15 protein-coding genes are annotated in these 14,526 nt (G+C 73.8%); 9 read left to right on the plus strand and 6 right to left on the minus strand.

The window, feature by feature from the left end; genetic code table 11:
* Nucleotides 1-127: 127 nt before the first annotated feature.
* The gene (locus MTF69_RS10860; RefSeq protein ID WP_243333015.1) at nucleotides 128-898 is read left to right on the plus strand and encodes a GntR family transcriptional regulator; all 771 of its coding nucleotides are present in this window, start codon (nucleotides 128-130) and stop codon (nucleotides 896-898) included.
* 11 nt (nucleotides 899-909) lie between these two features.
* Here MTF69_RS10860 and MTF69_RS10865 read toward each other — a convergent pair whose 3' ends face one another.
* On the minus strand, nucleotides 910-1,506 hold the full coding sequence (locus tag MTF69_RS10865; RefSeq protein WP_243333017.1) for a phosphonate degradation HD-domain oxygenase: 597 nt from the start codon (nucleotides 1,504-1,506) through the stop codon (nucleotides 910-912).
* Nucleotides 1,503-2,612 (minus strand): TauD/TfdA family dioxygenase, encoded by a 1,110-nt coding sequence (locus MTF69_RS10870; protein ID WP_243333019.1) that lies wholly within the window; start codon nucleotides 2,610-2,612, stop codon nucleotides 1,503-1,505. The genes MTF69_RS10865 and MTF69_RS10870 overlap by 4 nt, the downstream gene beginning before the upstream one ends.
* A 287-nt stretch (nucleotides 2,613-2,899) precedes the next feature.
* On the opposite strand from MTF69_RS10870, the gene MTF69_RS10875 reads away from it, so the two are divergent.
* Nucleotides 2,900-4,012, plus strand: a complete 1,113-nt coding sequence (locus MTF69_RS10875) for a DUF2330 domain-containing protein (protein ID WP_243333021.1) — start codon at nucleotides 2,900-2,902, stop codon at nucleotides 4,010-4,012.
* A gap of 20 nt (nucleotides 4,013-4,032) precedes the next feature.
* On the opposite strand, the gene MTF69_RS10880 is transcribed toward MTF69_RS10875, so the two are convergent.
* Together MTF69_RS10880 and MTF69_RS10885 are read right to left on the minus strand one after the other, a co-directional pair.
* Entirely contained in the window at nucleotides 4,033-4,782 is a 750-nt protein-coding gene (locus MTF69_RS10880) for a phosphatase PAP2 family protein (RefSeq protein ID WP_243333023.1), read from the minus strand.
* A gap of 265 nt (nucleotides 4,783-5,047) precedes the next feature.
* On the minus strand, nucleotides 5,048-6,088 hold the full coding sequence (locus MTF69_RS10885; protein WP_243333025.1) for a zinc-dependent alcohol dehydrogenase family protein: 1,041 nt from the start codon (nucleotides 6,086-6,088) through the stop codon (nucleotides 5,048-5,050).
* A gap of 119 nt (nucleotides 6,089-6,207) precedes the next feature.
* Here MTF69_RS10885 and MTF69_RS10890 point away from each other — a divergent pair, with 119 nt between their 5' ends.
* Complete coding sequence (locus MTF69_RS10890) at nucleotides 6,208-6,591, plus strand: VOC family protein (protein ID WP_243333028.1); 384 nt, start codon at nucleotides 6,208-6,210, stop codon at nucleotides 6,589-6,591.
* A 15-nt stretch (nucleotides 6,592-6,606) separates the two neighbouring features.
* Here MTF69_RS10890 and MTF69_RS10895 read toward each other — a convergent pair whose 3' ends face one another.
* Both MTF69_RS10895 and MTF69_RS10900 read right to left on the minus strand, forming a co-directional pair.
* The gene (locus MTF69_RS10895) at nucleotides 6,607-7,395 is read right to left on the minus strand and encodes a RimK family alpha-L-glutamate ligase (protein WP_243333031.1); all 789 of its coding nucleotides are present in this window, start codon (nucleotides 7,393-7,395) and stop codon (nucleotides 6,607-6,609) included.
* On the minus strand, nucleotides 7,392-8,435 hold the full coding sequence (locus MTF69_RS10900; RefSeq protein WP_243333033.1) for a RimK family alpha-L-glutamate ligase: 1,044 nt from the start codon (nucleotides 8,433-8,435) through the stop codon (nucleotides 7,392-7,394). The genes MTF69_RS10895 and MTF69_RS10900 overlap by 4 nt, the downstream gene beginning before the upstream one ends.
* Before the next feature lie 366 nt (nucleotides 8,436-8,801).
* On the opposite strand from MTF69_RS10900, the gene MTF69_RS10905 reads away from it, so the two are divergent.
* From MTF69_RS10905 to MTF69_RS10930, 6 genes are read left to right on the plus strand one after another with little or no spacing between them, the layout of a single operon-like run.
* The gene (locus tag MTF69_RS10905) at nucleotides 8,802-10,547 is read left to right on the plus strand and encodes a sensor histidine kinase KdpD (RefSeq protein ID WP_243333035.1); all 1,746 of its coding nucleotides are present in this window, start codon (nucleotides 8,802-8,804) and stop codon (nucleotides 10,545-10,547) included.
* Nucleotides 10,544-10,945: a roadblock/LC7 domain-containing protein gene (locus MTF69_RS10910; RefSeq protein ID WP_243333037.1), complete on the plus strand. Its 402-nt coding sequence runs from the start codon at nucleotides 10,544-10,546 to the stop codon at nucleotides 10,943-10,945. Before MTF69_RS10905 ends, MTF69_RS10910 begins: the two co-directional genes overlap by 4 nt.
* On the plus strand, nucleotides 10,942-11,304 hold the full coding sequence (locus tag MTF69_RS10915; protein ID WP_243333039.1) for a DUF742 domain-containing protein: 363 nt from the start codon (nucleotides 10,942-10,944) through the stop codon (nucleotides 11,302-11,304). The genes MTF69_RS10910 and MTF69_RS10915 overlap by 4 nt, the downstream gene beginning before the upstream one ends.
* Nucleotides 11,285-11,995 (plus strand): ATP/GTP-binding protein, encoded by a 711-nt coding sequence (locus MTF69_RS10920; RefSeq protein WP_374322707.1) that lies wholly within the window; start codon nucleotides 11,285-11,287, stop codon nucleotides 11,993-11,995. Before MTF69_RS10915 ends, MTF69_RS10920 begins: the two co-directional genes overlap by 20 nt.
* Nucleotides 11,992-13,230, plus strand: a complete 1,239-nt coding sequence (locus MTF69_RS10925) for a cytochrome P450 (protein ID WP_243333041.1) — start codon at nucleotides 11,992-11,994, stop codon at nucleotides 13,228-13,230. The genes MTF69_RS10920 and MTF69_RS10925 overlap by 4 nt, the downstream gene beginning before the upstream one ends.
* Complete coding sequence (locus MTF69_RS10930) at nucleotides 13,227-14,462, plus strand: cytochrome P450 (RefSeq protein WP_243333043.1); 1,236 nt, start codon at nucleotides 13,227-13,229, stop codon at nucleotides 14,460-14,462. Before MTF69_RS10925 ends, MTF69_RS10930 begins: the two co-directional genes overlap by 4 nt.
* Nucleotides 14,463-14,526 lie beyond the last annotated feature (64 nt).

The following is a 14,526-nucleotide window of genomic DNA, read 5'->3' on the forward strand; positions in this document are numbered from 1 at the left end:
CGGGCCACGGCCACCGGTCCTTCCGGTCACGGTTCGAATTTAGACGACCGGCATCATCTCAATACCGGGTGAAAGGTCCCGACCTCCCGGGCCTTTCGCCTCGCCCCGGCCATGACAGGCTGGGTCCGTGAACGAGGCACCGCGCGACCCGGCACCCAGGACACCGCTCTACCTGAAGGTCGCCGGGGACCTGCGGACCGCCATCACGGCGGGCGAGTACGGATCGGGCGCGCGACTGCCCGCCGAGGACGAACTCGCCCGCCGCTACGGCGTCTCCAGGGGTACGGTGCGCCAGGCCCTCGCCGCCCTGCGCACCGACGGGCTGATCACCTCGCGGCGCGGCACCCGCCGGGTCGTCCTCGGCGGCGGCGCGGGGGAGGCCGGGGGAGTCGCGGAGCTCCGTAGCTTCACCCGGTGGGCCCGCTCGCTCGGTGAGGAGCCCGGAGGGCGGACCGTGGCCGTGGACCGCGGCGAGGCCGGCGCCGAGGAGTCGGAGCAGCTACGGATCGACGCGGGCGCCCCCGTGTACCGCGTCCTGCGGCTGCGCACCCTGTCCGGGGCCCCCGTGATGGTGGAGCGCACTACGTACCCGGAGCCCGTCGGCGCCCTGGTCGCGGACATGCCGCCGGACACGGTCTCGTACTCCGAGCAACTCGCCCGGCACGGAGTCCTCTTCGCCGACGCCCACCACACCATCGACATCGCGGTGGCCGACGCCGACGACGCGCGGCTGCTGGGCTGCCCGGCGGGCGAGGCCCTGCTGCGCGAACGGCGCCGCTCCACCGACCCGGCGGGGGTCCCGGTGGAGTGGTCGCAGGACCGCTACCTGCCGGGGACGGTCGCCTTCACCGTGCATACCACCGCCGCCAGCGCGCTGGGCCGCCTGCTCGGCTCCTGATCAGTTCGTGATCAGGCGTTCTTGATCAGCAGGGCCTCCAGCAGCGGCCGGAAGTGGTCGAAGTCCGGGGTGGCAAGCTCGGGGTCCTTGGCCTGCTCGTCCCAGCGCCGCACGGCCACCGCGTCGGCCGCCCCCGGCAGCGCCTCGAACGCCCGCGCCTGCTCGGCGGTCATCGGGCCGCCCTGGACGCGCAGGGTGTGGACGGAGGCCTCCGAGAGCAGGTCGAAGTAGCCCGGCTCGGCCGTGCACAGGTAGCGCTTGGCGGCCACGTGCAGCCGGACCGGCTCGGTCACCTCCGGCCCGAACCACCGGGCCAGCCAGTCGGCCCCGGTGTGGCCGTGCCGGTTGTCCTGCCCGCCCTCCATCAGGTCGCGGCCGGTCACGGTTCCGTGGAAGTGCCCGATGTCGTGCAGCAGCGCGGCCGCCACCAGGTGGGCGGGGGCCCCGGCGGCTTCGGCGAGAGCCCCGGCCTGGAGCATGTGCCCGGCCTGGGTGACGGCCTCGCCGAAGTACTCGGCGCTGCCCTCGCCCTCGAAGAGGCGGGCCAGCGCGTCGATGGCGCCGGAGCCGGGGGTGTCGTAGGGGACGGTGGTGTCGGGGGCGTTCACGCGGAGGCTCCTTCGCGGCGCAGGACGGCAAGGGTGGAGAGCAGCCCGTCGAGATCGGCGTACGTCCCCTGGAGGTGGCGTCCGCCCGATTCGGCGAAGGCGGTACGGGCGTGCAGCAGACGGGTGTTGTCGAAGACCACGCAGTCGCCGGGCGCGAGCCGGAAGTCGAGCCGCAGTCCGGGCCCCTCCAGCAGCTCGCCGAAGAGGCGGTAGGCCGCGTAGAACTCCTCCAGCACCCCCGCGGGCTGGTGCAGCGTGGAGATGGAGCGGTTGTTGAAGCGGACCTCGCGGATCCGCCCGAGCGGGTCCACGTCGATCAGCGGCCGGTGGGCCCGCAGTTCGCAGTGCGCGTCGGCGAAGGCGAACTCCACCGGTACCCGGGTCAGCACCTCGAAGGCCTCCGGTTCCCGCGCGCGCAGCAGCGCGGCGGCGTGGAAGCCGTCGACCAGACCGGAATCGCCGCCCCGGGCCTCGTTGCGCAGACAGTGCAGCAGCTGGAGGGTCGGTACGGGATCCCGGTAGGGATTGTCGGTGTGCGGGGTGATCAGCGCGCCGGTGAAGGCCAGGTTGTTGGGGTCGGCCTCCACGCGGACCTCGAAGAGCTCCCCGTAGTTCGTCTCGCGGACGAAGCCGAAGGTGCGGGCCACGTCCAGCACCATCCGGTCCCGGCACGGGACCTCCCGCAGGAGGGCGAAGCCCAGCCGGACCACGCCGTCGAGGACCTGCTCGCGGACCTCGCGGGAGCTGATGTACGCGTCCCAGCCGGCCTCCGGGATCCGCCCGTCCAGGTCGGCCGCCGCCCACAGCTCCTTGTCCGCCTCGGTCCGCCCGTCCCCGGCCGCGCGGTACGCCGGTCCGTCCGGGGCGTGGGCGTCGAGCCAGCGGGCCGGGTACACGGAGCGGTGGCCGTCCGGCTGCCACTCCACCTCCCAGCCGGGCCCGCCGTCGGGGGCGGGCGCTTCGCGCACGGCGCCGACGGCCAGGCCGGCGGGGAGCTCGGTGATCTGGAACAGCTTCTGGCCGGTGCGCGGGTCACGGCACTCGGCGCAGGGGCAGTTGTCGCGCAGCCAGGGCGCGGGCGGGCGGGTGATCGCCGGTACGGACATCGTGGCTCCTGCGAAGCTCGGGAAAGTTGTATATACAACTCTGGGGTGCCCGCAGCGTGACAGGAGCAGGTGACCGGCAGGTGGCGCACAGGTGGCCGGAACCGGATCGCGGCGCCGGCCGTCTGAGACCGGGGCGGACGGGCCCCGGGGTGGACCGGCCGACGGGTGAACGCGCCCCCGGGCGGGGCTGAACGAGGAGCGTGGGGGAGACGGTGCGGACGGCAAGAGGCTGGGCGGCAAGGGGTTGGGCGGCAAGGGCGCGGGCGGTAAGGCTGCGGACGCCGAGGGTGCGGGCGGCCACGTGGATCAGGCGAAGGATCGGACTCCTGCTGTTCGCACTGCTCGCGACCCAGGTGGGGTCCCTCGTCGGTCCGGCCCACGCCTGCGGCTGCGGGGCCATGGTCCCCGACGGCAGCTCCCGGATCGGAGTCTCCCGGGAGGCTTCCGTGGTCCGCTGGGACGGCCGGACCGAACAGGTGGCGATGCGGTTCACGGTCGGCGGCGACGCCGAGCGGGCCGCCTGGATCATGCCGGTCCCGGGGCGGGCCACGGTGCGCCTCGGCGACGGCGGGCTGTTCTCCCAGCTGGTGGACCTGACCGGACCGGAGTACCGGACCCGCGGCTACTTCTGGCCGCGCGATGGGGACTGGCCCTTCGACTCCGGCCGCGGGGACGCGGCCGGAGCGCTGCCGCCCGGCAGCGGTGAGCCGCGGGTCGGCGTCATCGGCCGGGAGCGCCTCGGCGACTTCGACGTGGCCCGCCTGACCGCCACCGACCCCGACGCGCTGGGCGACTGGCTCGAGGCCAACGGCTTCGTGCTCCCCGAGCGCCTCTCCGCCGAGCTGGAGCCGTACGTGGACCAGCGCTGGGAGTACGTCGCCGTACGGCTCGCCCCCCGGGAGCCGGGCACCACCCTGCGCGGCACCCTGGACCCGCTCCTGATCCGCTTCGAGAGCGACCGGCTGGTCTACCCGATGCGGCTGTCCCGGCTGGCCGCCACCGCCCAGTCCCTGGGCCTGTACGTCCTGGCGGAGCACCGCATGGAACCCGTCTCCGCGATCGGCGGCAACGCGCCCGAGGTGACCTTCGCCGGGCGGATCACCCCGACGGGACCGGTCGCCGAATTCGCGGGCGCGGAGCCGGTGTTCCTGACGGCGATCGACCAGAGCTTCCCGGTCCCGTCCCGGATCGACGGCGACCACGAACTGCGCGCCGCCGCCGTGGACGCCCCGTACCGCCGGGTGGAGTACACCGACGAGCTGCTCACGGCCGGCGGCCTCCCGGTCTGGATCCTCGCGCTCGGGGGCCTGCTCGCGGTCGCCGCCCTCGCGGCCGTCCTGACCGCGCTGCTGATGCGCCGCCACCGGACGGCCGCCGGGCCGGGGAGCCCGCACGTGTAGCCGTACAGTCGCCCCTGCCGTCAGTGGGCGGGGGATTGCGCTTCTGCCGACCGCCGCCGGCCGCGTGCACGCTCCGCGCCCCGCCCGGCCTCCCGGGCCAGCGCCGGAGCACAGAGCCACCAGGCGACCAGGCCTGCCCCCGCGCCGGCCACCGCCCCGGCGGCGGTGTCGCTGAGCCAGTGCGCGTGCAGCCAGGTGCGGCTCCACATCATCGCCAACGTGAACACCGCGCCGCCGATCCACCAGGCCCGGCGCCTGGCGGCCGGGACGAGGAGCGCGCCGACGATGACGACCAGGAGCGCCGCACTGGCCGCGTGCCCGGAGGGAAAGGAGCCGTGGTCGACCCGGACCAGCGGATTCTCCGGGCGCGGCCGGTCCACCAGGTGCTTGAGCCCCTGCACGACGAGCATGTTCCCGGCCATGTAGACGAGGAAGAGGAATCCCGCCGACACCCAGCGCCGCCGGACGAGCAGGAAGGCGAGCAGGGTGAGCGGAACGACGGCGCCCACCGGGCCCCCGAACCAGTTCAGCAGCGTGGCGACCACGGAGGGCAGCCCCTCGTGCGGTCCGCCCATCCAGGTCAGCCAGCGGTCGTCGAAGCCCTGGAAGGGCGGCCGTGCGACGTCCCTGCGGACGACGAGCGCGAGCGCGGCGGCGGATCCGAGGAGCGCGATTCCGAGGGCGAGGGTGCCGGTGCGCCTGCTGCCAGGGTCCGTCGCGGACGCGGGTGCGCCGGCTTCGAGGGGTGGGCCGACGGGGATCGTGGACATGGCTGAGCTGCCTCTCGCGGCGGGGGAAAAGAGGGGTGACGAGGGAACGAGGGGAACGAGGGAAACGAGGAGAACGAGGGGAACGAAGGGGTGCGGGTAAGGAGTGGCGCGTGCAGGGGCATGCGGCTTTTGGCCGGTTGTGGCGTGGCCATATCTCGTGCTTACACGTGTAATCAGCGAATGTAGCCATGCCTTCCCCGCACCACAAGCCCCGCGGGCCCAGGAGCCCGGCCGCCGGGCTCAGTTCCGCGCCGGGGGCCTGTCGTCAGGCGCCCGGCCGGATGATCGTGATTCCCGGTCCCGGCGCCGAGCCCATCGCCGCCAGCGCGGCCGGCGCCCGGTCGAGCGGGATCGTGGAGGTGACCAGCAGGTCCGGCCGCAGCGCTCCGGAGCGGACCAGTTCCATCATCGGCGGGTAGGCGTGCGCAGCCATCCCGTGGCTGCCGAGGATCTCCAGCTCCCACCCGATGACCCGCTCCATCGGCAGCACCGCGGCCCCCCGCGCCGCGGGCAGCAGCCCGACCTGTACGTGCCGCCCGCGCCGGCGCAGCCCTGCCACCGACGCCGACGCCGTGGCCGCGGAACCCAGTGCGTCGAGCGACAGGTGCGCACCGCCGCGCGTGTACTCCCGTACGGCCCCGGCCGCATCGCCCCGCCCCGGATCCACGCAGTGCGCGGCCCCGAAGGCCCGTGCCAGCTCCAGCGCCGCCGGCGCGGTGTCCACGGCCACCACGCGGGCTCCCGCCGCCACCGCGATCATCACGGCCGACAGCCCCACTCCGCCGCAGCCGTGGACGGCGACCCACTCGCCCGGCGCCACCCGCCCCTGCGCGACGACGGCCCGGAAGGCCGTCGCGAACCGGCAGCCGAGCCCGGCCGCGGTGTCGTACGAGAGCTCCTCGGGCACGGCCACCAGATTGACGTCGGCATGCTCCAGGGCCACGTACTCGGCGAAGGACCCCCAGTGCGTGAATCCCGGCTGGGTCTGCCGGGCGCACACCTGGTGCTGCCCGGCGGCGGACTCGGCGCAGCTGCCGCACGCGCAGACGAAGGGCACCGTCACCCGGTCCCCGGTACGCCAGTTGGCGACTCCCGGGCCCACCGCCTCGACCACACCGGCCAGTTCGTGGCCGGGCACGTGCGGGAGCGTGATGTCCGGATCGTGCCCCATCCACCCGTGCCAGTCACTGCGGCACAGCCCCGTCGCCTCGACCCGTACGACCACGCCGCCGCCGGCCGGCACCGGATCGGCCACCTCCCGCACCTCGCCGGACTCCCCGAACCGCTCGAACACCACCGCGCGCAAGCCGACCGCCTCCACTCGCCTGATCCGCCGCCCCGGGCTCCCTTGTCGGCCCCGAGAAGAAGGTCGAGGTCATCAAGTAGCCGGACCGGCTCCCGGGACGTCTCCGTACACTGGCGGGCATGGTAAGCCGCATCAGTGAGCTGGTCATCGACTGCGCCGACCCCGAGCGCCTCGCCGCGTTCTGGAGCGAGGCCCTCGGCTACGTGGAGCTCTCCCGGGAGGACGACGGAAGCATCGAGATCGGACCGCCGGGCGCCGGTTTCGGAGGCCCGCAGCCCACCCTCGTCCTCAGCCCGAGCAGCGACCCGCGGCGGGGGAAGCTCCGCCTGCACATCGACGTCAACCCCGTCGACCGCGACCAGGACGCCGAGCTGGAGCGCCTGCTCGCCCTCGGCGCCCGTCCGGTGGACATCGGCCAGACGGGCGCCGAGAGCTGGCACACCCTGTCCGACCCGGAGGGCAACGAGTTCTGCCTCCTGCGCACCCGCCTGCAGCCCCTCTGATCCGAAAGAGACGGCCTATCCCTTGGCCCGGCGCAGGGTCAGGTCTGCCAGGGCTTCGGGGGCGCCCGGCTGGTTGCGGATGCCGGGGAAGGCGTTGACGTCCACGATCAGGGGGGATCCGTCGGCCGTGGCGATGATGTCGACGCCGTAGACGTCCAGGGAGTAGACCTCGCCGGCCCGGCGGGTCAGTTCGGCCCAGCCCTCCGGGAGCCGGGGCAGCGGCAGGGTCGGGCCGCGGCCCTCCGGGGAGAGTTCCGAACGGCGCAGGGCGGCGAAGACGCGGTCTCCGATCGCCCAGAGCTTGTGGTCCCAGCCGCTGTTCGGGGCGAAGTCCTGGACCACCACCGGCTCGTCGGGCCAGTCGTCCGCCAACTCCCCGAGGCGCACCGTGTCGTCGACCCGGGCCACGAGGTCCGCGCGGCGGCTGTGGCGGCTCTTGACGACCACGGGGGCGACCAGCGCCGCACCGGCCGCCCACCGCGCGAGCGCGCCGACGGTACGGGTTCCCGCGAACGGCAGCCCGGCCCGCACCGCCAGCTCCGCCATCAGGGTGCGGTCCTGGCAGAGCGTGGTCGCGGCGGCGGAGTTGACCACCGGCGCCCCGAGCCGCTCCAGGCGCCGGGCCAGTTCCAGCCCGGGAGGGGTGTGTGCCTTGAGGAGGTAGACGTCGGCCGGTGCCGCGGAGGCCGCGTTCGGCGCGCCGGGATCCAGCAGCTCCACCCCGTGTCCGGCGGCCCGGAGGAGGCCGGCCGCCGCCGAGAGCAGCGGATGCCCGGGGTTGTCCGTGATCAGGCCGATCCTCATGCCGGGTCCCCCGTGGAGGCCGGGGGGACGGCCGCGCCGCCCGCGGTCGCCGTCAGGGCCGTCAGGGCCTTCAGGGCCGCGACGCCAGCCACGGCCGCGGCCCCCGCGGTGCCGGTGCCGGTGCCGGTGCCGGCCGTGGCCTGGACCGGGATCGAGACCGCCGGGCCGGACGGGCGCGGAAGGGCGGACACGGCCCGCGCTCGGGCCCCGGGTACGGGCCTCGGGCAGCCGCCGCCCCGCGCGAGGTCCAGGACCGCGCGGGCCACCCGGGCCGCCGCGTCGGGGACCTGACGGAAGCTCGGGAAGTCGTTCACGTCCACGACCACCGGCCCTTCGGGCCCCAGCAGCACGTCCACCCCGTACAGGTCGAGTCCGTACACCTCACCGACCCGCGCGCCGATCTCCGCGATCTCGGCGGACAGCGGGACGAGGCGCTCCGGCACGGAGGTGTCCGGATGCAGGGGGGAGCGGCGCTCGGTGGCGAAGAGCTCCCCGCCGACCGCGTACACCTTGAGGTCGGTGCCCGAGTTCGGCACGTACGGCTGGGCGACGAGCATGCCCTCGCCGGCCAGTTCGGGAAGCATCGCGACCAGCCGCTCCGGCGAGGAGACCAGGTGCACGGCCCGTCCGGAGCTGCCGTCGGCGGGTTTGACGACCAGTGGGTACTCCGACGCCGGGATCTCGGCCAGCAGCTCCGGCCGGGCCGCCGCGTACGTCCGCGGCAGCGGCAGCCCCCGGCCGCGCCCGATGGCGGCGGCCAGCGCCTTGTCCCGTACGCCCCGGATCGCGCGGGCGTCGTTGACGGTCGTCGCACCGGCCGCTGCGGCGGCTTCGAGCAGGGTCAGCCCCGGCCCGCCGGACACCGTCTTGAGGACCCAGGCGTCATGGGCGCCGGCATCCACCGCCTCGCTCATCCTCAGCAGCGAACCGCCGGGCCGCAGCACCTCCACCCGGTGGCCCCAGGCCTTCAGTTGCCGGACCACCTCGTTCGGCATGCCGTCGTGGCGGTAGTGCTCCTCCACCAGGAAGCAGAGCCTCATGGACCTTCCCCATATTCCCCGGACGTCCGCCGATCCCGTCCGGCGAGTTGTGACGTCACAGGATGTCATGGGCCGCAATGTGATGATCGGTCCGCGTACGCAGCGACCCGCAAGGACGCCGCCGGGGCGGGTCTTCGCCGTCCGGCCACCGTCCGGCACCGTCCGGCCACCGAGATGCGGGTGGACCGGATGTCGCGAGCTCGCGATTTCCCATCTGTCCAAAGCGCTACAGAAGGACACTTACCGGCCGCGGTTGAGCGGAAAACTTGTCAGAGGCTGCCCAAAGCGATCAACAACTCTCCTATAGTGATGCCTCGTTGCCAGGAACCTTCTCCTCCATTTACGCCCGGTATGAGGCTTTGATTGATGACGGCGTCGCCCTCCCCCCTTCGCCCCTCCGCGCTGGCCCTGCTGATCACCGCAGTCGCCGGTGGCGCGCTCACCACGGCGGCGGTGGCCGCGGCCCCGTCGTCCATCGCGACCGCCCTCGGCTGGTTCGCCGGCGCGGGCGTCCTGCTGCTGGCGGTCGCGGCCTTCGCCGTGACCTGGTGTGCGCGCACCTCCCGGACGCAGCGCGGCCGCATCTCCGGCCTGAGCGCCGAACTGGCCGCCCGTGACGGGCACATCGCCCGGCTGATCGCCGACGCGACCCGTGACGCGGCCGCACGCACCGCCGAACGCTCCCGGCTGACCGGCGAACACACCGCCGAACTGGAGCGGCTGACGGGTGACCACGCAGCCGCGCTGGAACACCTGGCAGGCGCGCACGCCGCCGAGCTCGACGGGCTGGCCGCCGCCCAGAACGCCTCCCGCGAGCGGCTCGGCGGTGAGCTGCGCCGCGCCGAGTCCGGCCGGGCCGCCGCCATGGCCGCGGCCGCCAACGCGGCCGGCCGGATGCAGGCCCTGGCCACGGGGATGCTCGCCGACCTGCGCGACATGGAGCACCGGCACGCCGACGAGGACGTCCTCGGCGACCTGCTCCACCTCGACCACCGCACCGCCCAGGCCGGCCGCCTCGCCGACTCCATCGCCGTACTGACCGGGGCCCGTTCGGGCCGCCGCTGGGCGAAGCCGATCGTCATGGAGTCCATCCTGCGCGGCGCGATGGGCCGCATCGGCGGCTACCAGCGGGTCCGGCTCCACTCCACCAGCGACGCCGCCGTCGCCGGGCACGCGGCCGAGGGCGTCATGCACGCCCTCGCCGAACTCCTCGACAACGCGGCCAACTTCTCCCCGCCGACCGCCGAGGTCCACGTCTACGTCGAGGAGGTGCCGTCCGGGATCGTCATCACCGTCGAGGACAGCGGCCTCGTCATGAGCGAGGTCCAGCTGCGCCGCGCCGAACAGGCCGTGACCGCCGCCTCCCTGGACCTCGCCGGACTGTCCGGCACCCGGCTCGGCCTCGCCGTCGTCGGCCGGCTCGCCCGCAAGCACGGACTGACCGTCTCCTTCCGGCCCTCCGCCCGCGGCGGTACGGGCGCGCTGATGATGCTCCCGCAGGAGCTCATCAGCCGCACGCCCGCCGAAGCCCCCTCCGCGCCGCTCGCCATCCCGGCGCAGCCGTCCGCCCGGGTCGCGCAGGAGGCTCCCGCAGCGCCCGAAGTCCCCGCCGCGGCCGAGCCCGAGCCCGAGGCCGTGCACGACACCGCCGCCGGCCGGGACGACACCGTCCGCGCGCAGGACCGTACGGCGACGACGGACGGCGGGACCGCGGTCCCCGGCGCAGCGGACACCGGCGCCGGTACGGGCACCGGAACCGGTACGGGCGCCGACGCCGCGTCCGAATCCACCGGCGGGCACCCGCACTTCGGCGACAGCGGCCTGCCCCAGCGCCGCCGCGGCCGGACCCTGGCAGCGGCCCACCCCGAGGGCACGGACGGCGCGGGCACCGAGACCCGTACCGCCTCGCCCACGGCCTCCACCACGGCCTCCGCGCCCGGCGGGGCGTCCCGGTCGGCCGCGCGGTTCGGCAGCTTCCGCCAGGCCGTCCGCGGCGCCGCGGCCCCGGGCGAAGCAGCCTCGGGCGAAGCGGCCCCGGGCAGCGCCGGCGCCCCCGGCGACGAGCAGCAGCCCGCGCACACCCCAGACCCGGAAGGCAACACGCGATCATGACCGGCTTCACCACCGACGAGACGCTCAACTGGCTCCTCGAAGGCCTCCTCGAGCGCACACCGGGCGCCCGCCACGCCCTCGTGCTCTCCCGCGACGGCCTCAAGCTGTGCCGCACGCCCGAGCTCTCCGTCGACCAGGCCGACCAGCTCGCCGCGATCGCCGCCGGCATCCAGAGCCTGTCCCACGGGGCGTCCATCGAGTTCGGCGACGGAACCGGCGGAGTCCGCTCGGCCATGACCGAGTTCTACGGCGGGATCCTGTTCATCGTCGAGGCCGGCGAGGGTGCGCACCTCGCGCTCGTCGCGAACGAGGACGCCGACGCCGGACTCGTCGGCCACAACATGTCCGAACTGGTCGAGCAGCTCGGCGAACACCTCATCGCCAGGCCCCGGGGATGAGCCGGCCCCGGCCCGGCCGGGACGATTCACCGGACCGGCTCTACACCCTCACCGGTGGCCGCAGCCGCTCCGGATCCGACGTCTTCGACCTGGTCACCCTCGTCGTCGCCGAAAGCGATCCGGTGCCCGGCATGCAGTCCGAGCACGCGGCGATCCTGCGGATGTGCCAGTTCCCGACGGCCGTCGTGGAGATCGCGGCCGAGCTCGGACTGCCGGTGTCGATCGTACGGATCCTGCTGGCCGACCTGCTCGCCACCGGACGGATCCGCGCCCGGCACCCGCGTACGGCGAACTCGGCATACAGCTTTACCGACCCCGACATCCTGGAGCAGGTGCTCGTTGGACTCCGCAATCTCTGACGCGACGATCCCCGAAGCCGCGTCGCCGACCCCGCCCACCGAGTACCGGGCCACCGAACCGCTCCGGCCCCGCCAGGCACTGCGCAGCACGGCCGACAACGGACTGAAGATCGTCATCGTGGGCGGTTTCGGCGTCGGCAAGACCACGATGGTCCGCTCGGTCAGCGAGATCCGCCCGCTGAACACCGAAGAGACCATGACCAAGGCCGGAGAGGCCGTGGACGACACCCACGGCATCGCCGGGAAGAGCGCCACCACCGTGGCCTTCGACTTCGGGCGCATCACCCTCGACGCCCGCAACGTGCTCTACCTGTTCGGCGCCCCCGGCCAGGAGCGGTTCTGGTTCCTGTGGGACCGGCTCTTCTCCGGCACCCTCGGCGCCGTCGTCCTCGTCGACACCCGGCGCCTGGCGGACTCCTGGTACGCCATCGACCGGCTCGAACACCACGGCACGCCCTTCGTCGTGGCCTGCAACGACTTCGGCGGCCCCGCGCACACCCCGGAGCAGATCCGCGCCGCTCTCGACCTGCCGGACGGCATCCCGCTGGTGTTCTGCGACGCCCGCTCCCGGGAGTCCAGCAAGCAGGTCCTGATCTCCCTCGTCCAGCACCTCCAGACGGCCGCACTGTCGAGCACCCGGCCGAGCCGCCGGCAGAGCCCCCTGTCCCAGACCCCGGAGCCCACCCCGTGACCTGCCCCGCCGCCCCCGAGCACCAGCCCGTCTACCTCGGCGGCCCCCGGTTCCAGACCGACCCCGCCGAGCTGTACCGCGAGATGCGCCGCGAGCACGGCGCCGTCGCCCCGGTCGTCCTCGACGGAGACGTACCGGCCTGGCTGGTCCTCGGCTACCGCGAACTGCACCAGGTCACCAGCGACCCCGTGCTCTTCTCCCGGGACTCCGAGCTGTGGAACCAGTGGGACCGGATCCCCGCCGACTGGCCGCTGCTCCCGATGATCGGCCGCCGCCAGCCGTCGATCCTCTACACCGTCGGGGAACGCCACCGCGAGCGGGCCGCCGTCATCTCCGAGGCCCTCGAAGCCGTCGACCCCTTCGAACTCAAGGGGCACGCCGAGCGGTTCGCCGACGAGCTGATCGACGAACTGTGCGGCAAGGGTTCCTGCGACATCGTCGGCGAGTACGCCATGCTGCTCCCGCTGCGCGTCCTCGCCCGCCTGTACGGGTTCTCCGACGCGCAGGGCCCCGGACTCGTGCGCGCCATGAACGACATGATCAACGGGCGGGAGGGCGCCCTGGAGGGCCAGAGCCACCTCGCCGAGTCGATGTTCGCGCTGCTCTCCGCCAAGCTCGCCGAGCCCGGACCCGACGTGGTCTCCCGGATGCTCGCCAACCGGTCCGGCTTCACCGTGGAGGAAGTCGCCCAGGACCTCATGGTCATGATGGCCGCGGGCCACCAGCCCACGGCCGACTGGATCGGCAACTCCCTGCGCCTCATGCTCACCGACGACCGCTTCGCCGCCTCCCTCGCGGGCGGCCGGCACAGCGTCGGCGAAGCCATGAACGAGGTGCTGTGGGAGGACACCCCCACCCAGAACGTGGCCGGCCGCTGGACCTCCCGCGACACCCACCTGGGCGGACAGCGCATCGCCGGCGGCGACCTCGTCCTGCTCGGCATCGGCGCCGCCAACACCGACCCGCACGTGCGCACCGACGCCGGAGCGCTGACCGGCGGCAACAACGCCTTCTTCTCCTTCGGGCACGGCGAGCACCGCTGCCCCTTCCCCGCACAGGAGGTCGCCGAGGTCATCGCGCGCACCGGCATCGAGGTGCTCCTCGACCGGCTGCCCGACGTGGACCTCGCCGGGCCCGCCGGGGACCTGGCCCGCCGCCCCTCGCCCTGGCTGCGCGGCCTCACCGCCCTTCCCGTGACCTACACCCCGACCCCCGCCCTTGGAGCCACCCGATGACGTGCCCGATCGACCACACCGGCCCCGCGGCCATCGTCCTGGACCCGTTCGTCGCCGACCTCGACGCCGAGAGCGCCGCGCTGCGCGCCGCAGGTCCCCTGGTTCAGGTGGTCCTCCCCGGTGACGTGGCCGTGTACGCCGTCACGCACCACGCCGAGGCCCGCAAGCTGCTCACCGATCCCCGGATCGTCAAGGACATCGACGTGTGGGGCGCCTGGCAGCGCGGCGAGATCCCGATGGACTGGCCGCTGATCGGCCTCGCCAACCCCGGCCGTTCGATGCTCACCGTGGACGGCGAGGACCACCGCCGGCTGCGCACCCTGGTCGCGCAGGCCCTGACCGTACGCCGGGTGGACAAGCTCCGCGCCGGCATCGAGGCGCTGACCACGGGCATGCTGGACAAGCTGGCCGCGCTGCCGGCCGGCGAGACCGTCGACCTCAAGGCGCAGTTCGCGTACCCGCTGCCGATGAACGTCATCAGCGATCTGATGGGCGTCGACGCCGAGGAACACCCGCGCCTGAAGGCCCTGTTCGAGAAGTTCTTCTCGACGCAGACCCTGCCGGAGGAGGTGCCGCAGATGATGGCGGACCTCGGCGCGCTCTTCTCCCGCATCGTCGAGGCCAAGCGCGAGAACCCGGGCGACGACCTCACCAGCGCCCTCATCGAGGCCTCGGAGGACGGCGACCACCTCACCACCGAGGAGATCACCAACACCCTCCAGCTGATCGTCGCCGCCGGCCACGAGACCACCATCAGCCTGATCGTCAACGCGGTCGTCGCCCTGGAGACCCACCCGGAGCAGCGCGCCCTCGTCCTCAAGGGCGAGGTCTCCTGGGAGAACGTCATCGAGGAGACCCTGCGCTGGTCCAGCCCCACCTCGCACGTCCTGATCCGCTTCGCCACCGAGGACGTGGAGGTCGGCGACCGGATCCTGCCCAAGGGCGAGGGCCTGATCGTCTCCTTCGGCGCGCTCGGCCGCGACGAGGCCCAGTTCGGGGAGACGGCGGGCGAGTTCGACGCCACCCGTACCCCGAACCGGCACATCTCCTTCGGCCACGGCCCCCACGTCTGCCCCGGCGCGGCCCTCTCCCGCCTGGAAGCCCTGGTGGCCCTCCCGGCCCTCTACGCCCGCTTCCCGGACCTCGCCCTGGCCGTCCCCGCGACCGGGCTCCGCAACAAGCCGATCCTCACCCAGAACGACCTCTTCGACCTCCCGGTCCGCCTGGCCTGACCGCCGCTGCCCCGCCCTCTCGATCCAGGAGGGGCGGGGCAGCGCATTTAATCGGATGTGCTGA

It is taken from the genome of Streptomyces sp. AP-93, from assembly GCF_022808175.1.
Taxonomy (GTDB): domain Bacteria; phylum Actinomycetota; class Actinomycetes; order Streptomycetales; family Streptomycetaceae; genus Streptomyces.

Coding starts and splice junctions, on each gene's coding strand:
- MTF69_RS10870 (WP_243333019.1), bottom strand. CDS start 2,612: ATGTCCGTACCGGCGATCACCCGCCCGCCCGCGCCCTGGCTGCGCGAC.
- MTF69_RS10880 (WP_243333023.1), bottom strand. CDS start 4,782: ATGTCCACGATCCCCGTCGGCCCACCCCTCGAAGCCGGCGCACCCGCG.
- MTF69_RS10890 (WP_243333028.1), top strand. CDS start 6,208: ATGGTAAGCCGCATCAGTGAGCTGGTCATCGACTGCGCCGACCCCGAG.
- MTF69_RS10895 (WP_243333031.1), bottom strand. CDS start 7,395: ATGAGGATCGGCCTGATCACGGACAACCCCGGGCATCCGCTGCTCTCG.
- MTF69_RS10900 (WP_243333033.1), bottom strand. CDS start 8,435: ATGAGGCTCTGCTTCCTGGTGGAGGAGCACTACCGCCACGACGGCATG.
- MTF69_RS10905 (WP_243333035.1), top strand. CDS start 8,802: ATGACGGCGTCGCCCTCCCCCCTTCGCCCCTCCGCGCTGGCCCTGCTG.
- MTF69_RS10910 (WP_243333037.1), top strand. CDS start 10,544: ATGACCGGCTTCACCACCGACGAGACGCTCAACTGGCTCCTCGAAGGC.
- MTF69_RS10915 (WP_243333039.1), top strand. CDS start 10,942: ATGAGCCGGCCCCGGCCCGGCCGGGACGATTCACCGGACCGGCTCTAC.
- MTF69_RS10930 (WP_243333043.1), top strand. CDS start 13,227: ATGACGTGCCCGATCGACCACACCGGCCCCGCGGCCATCGTCCTGGAC.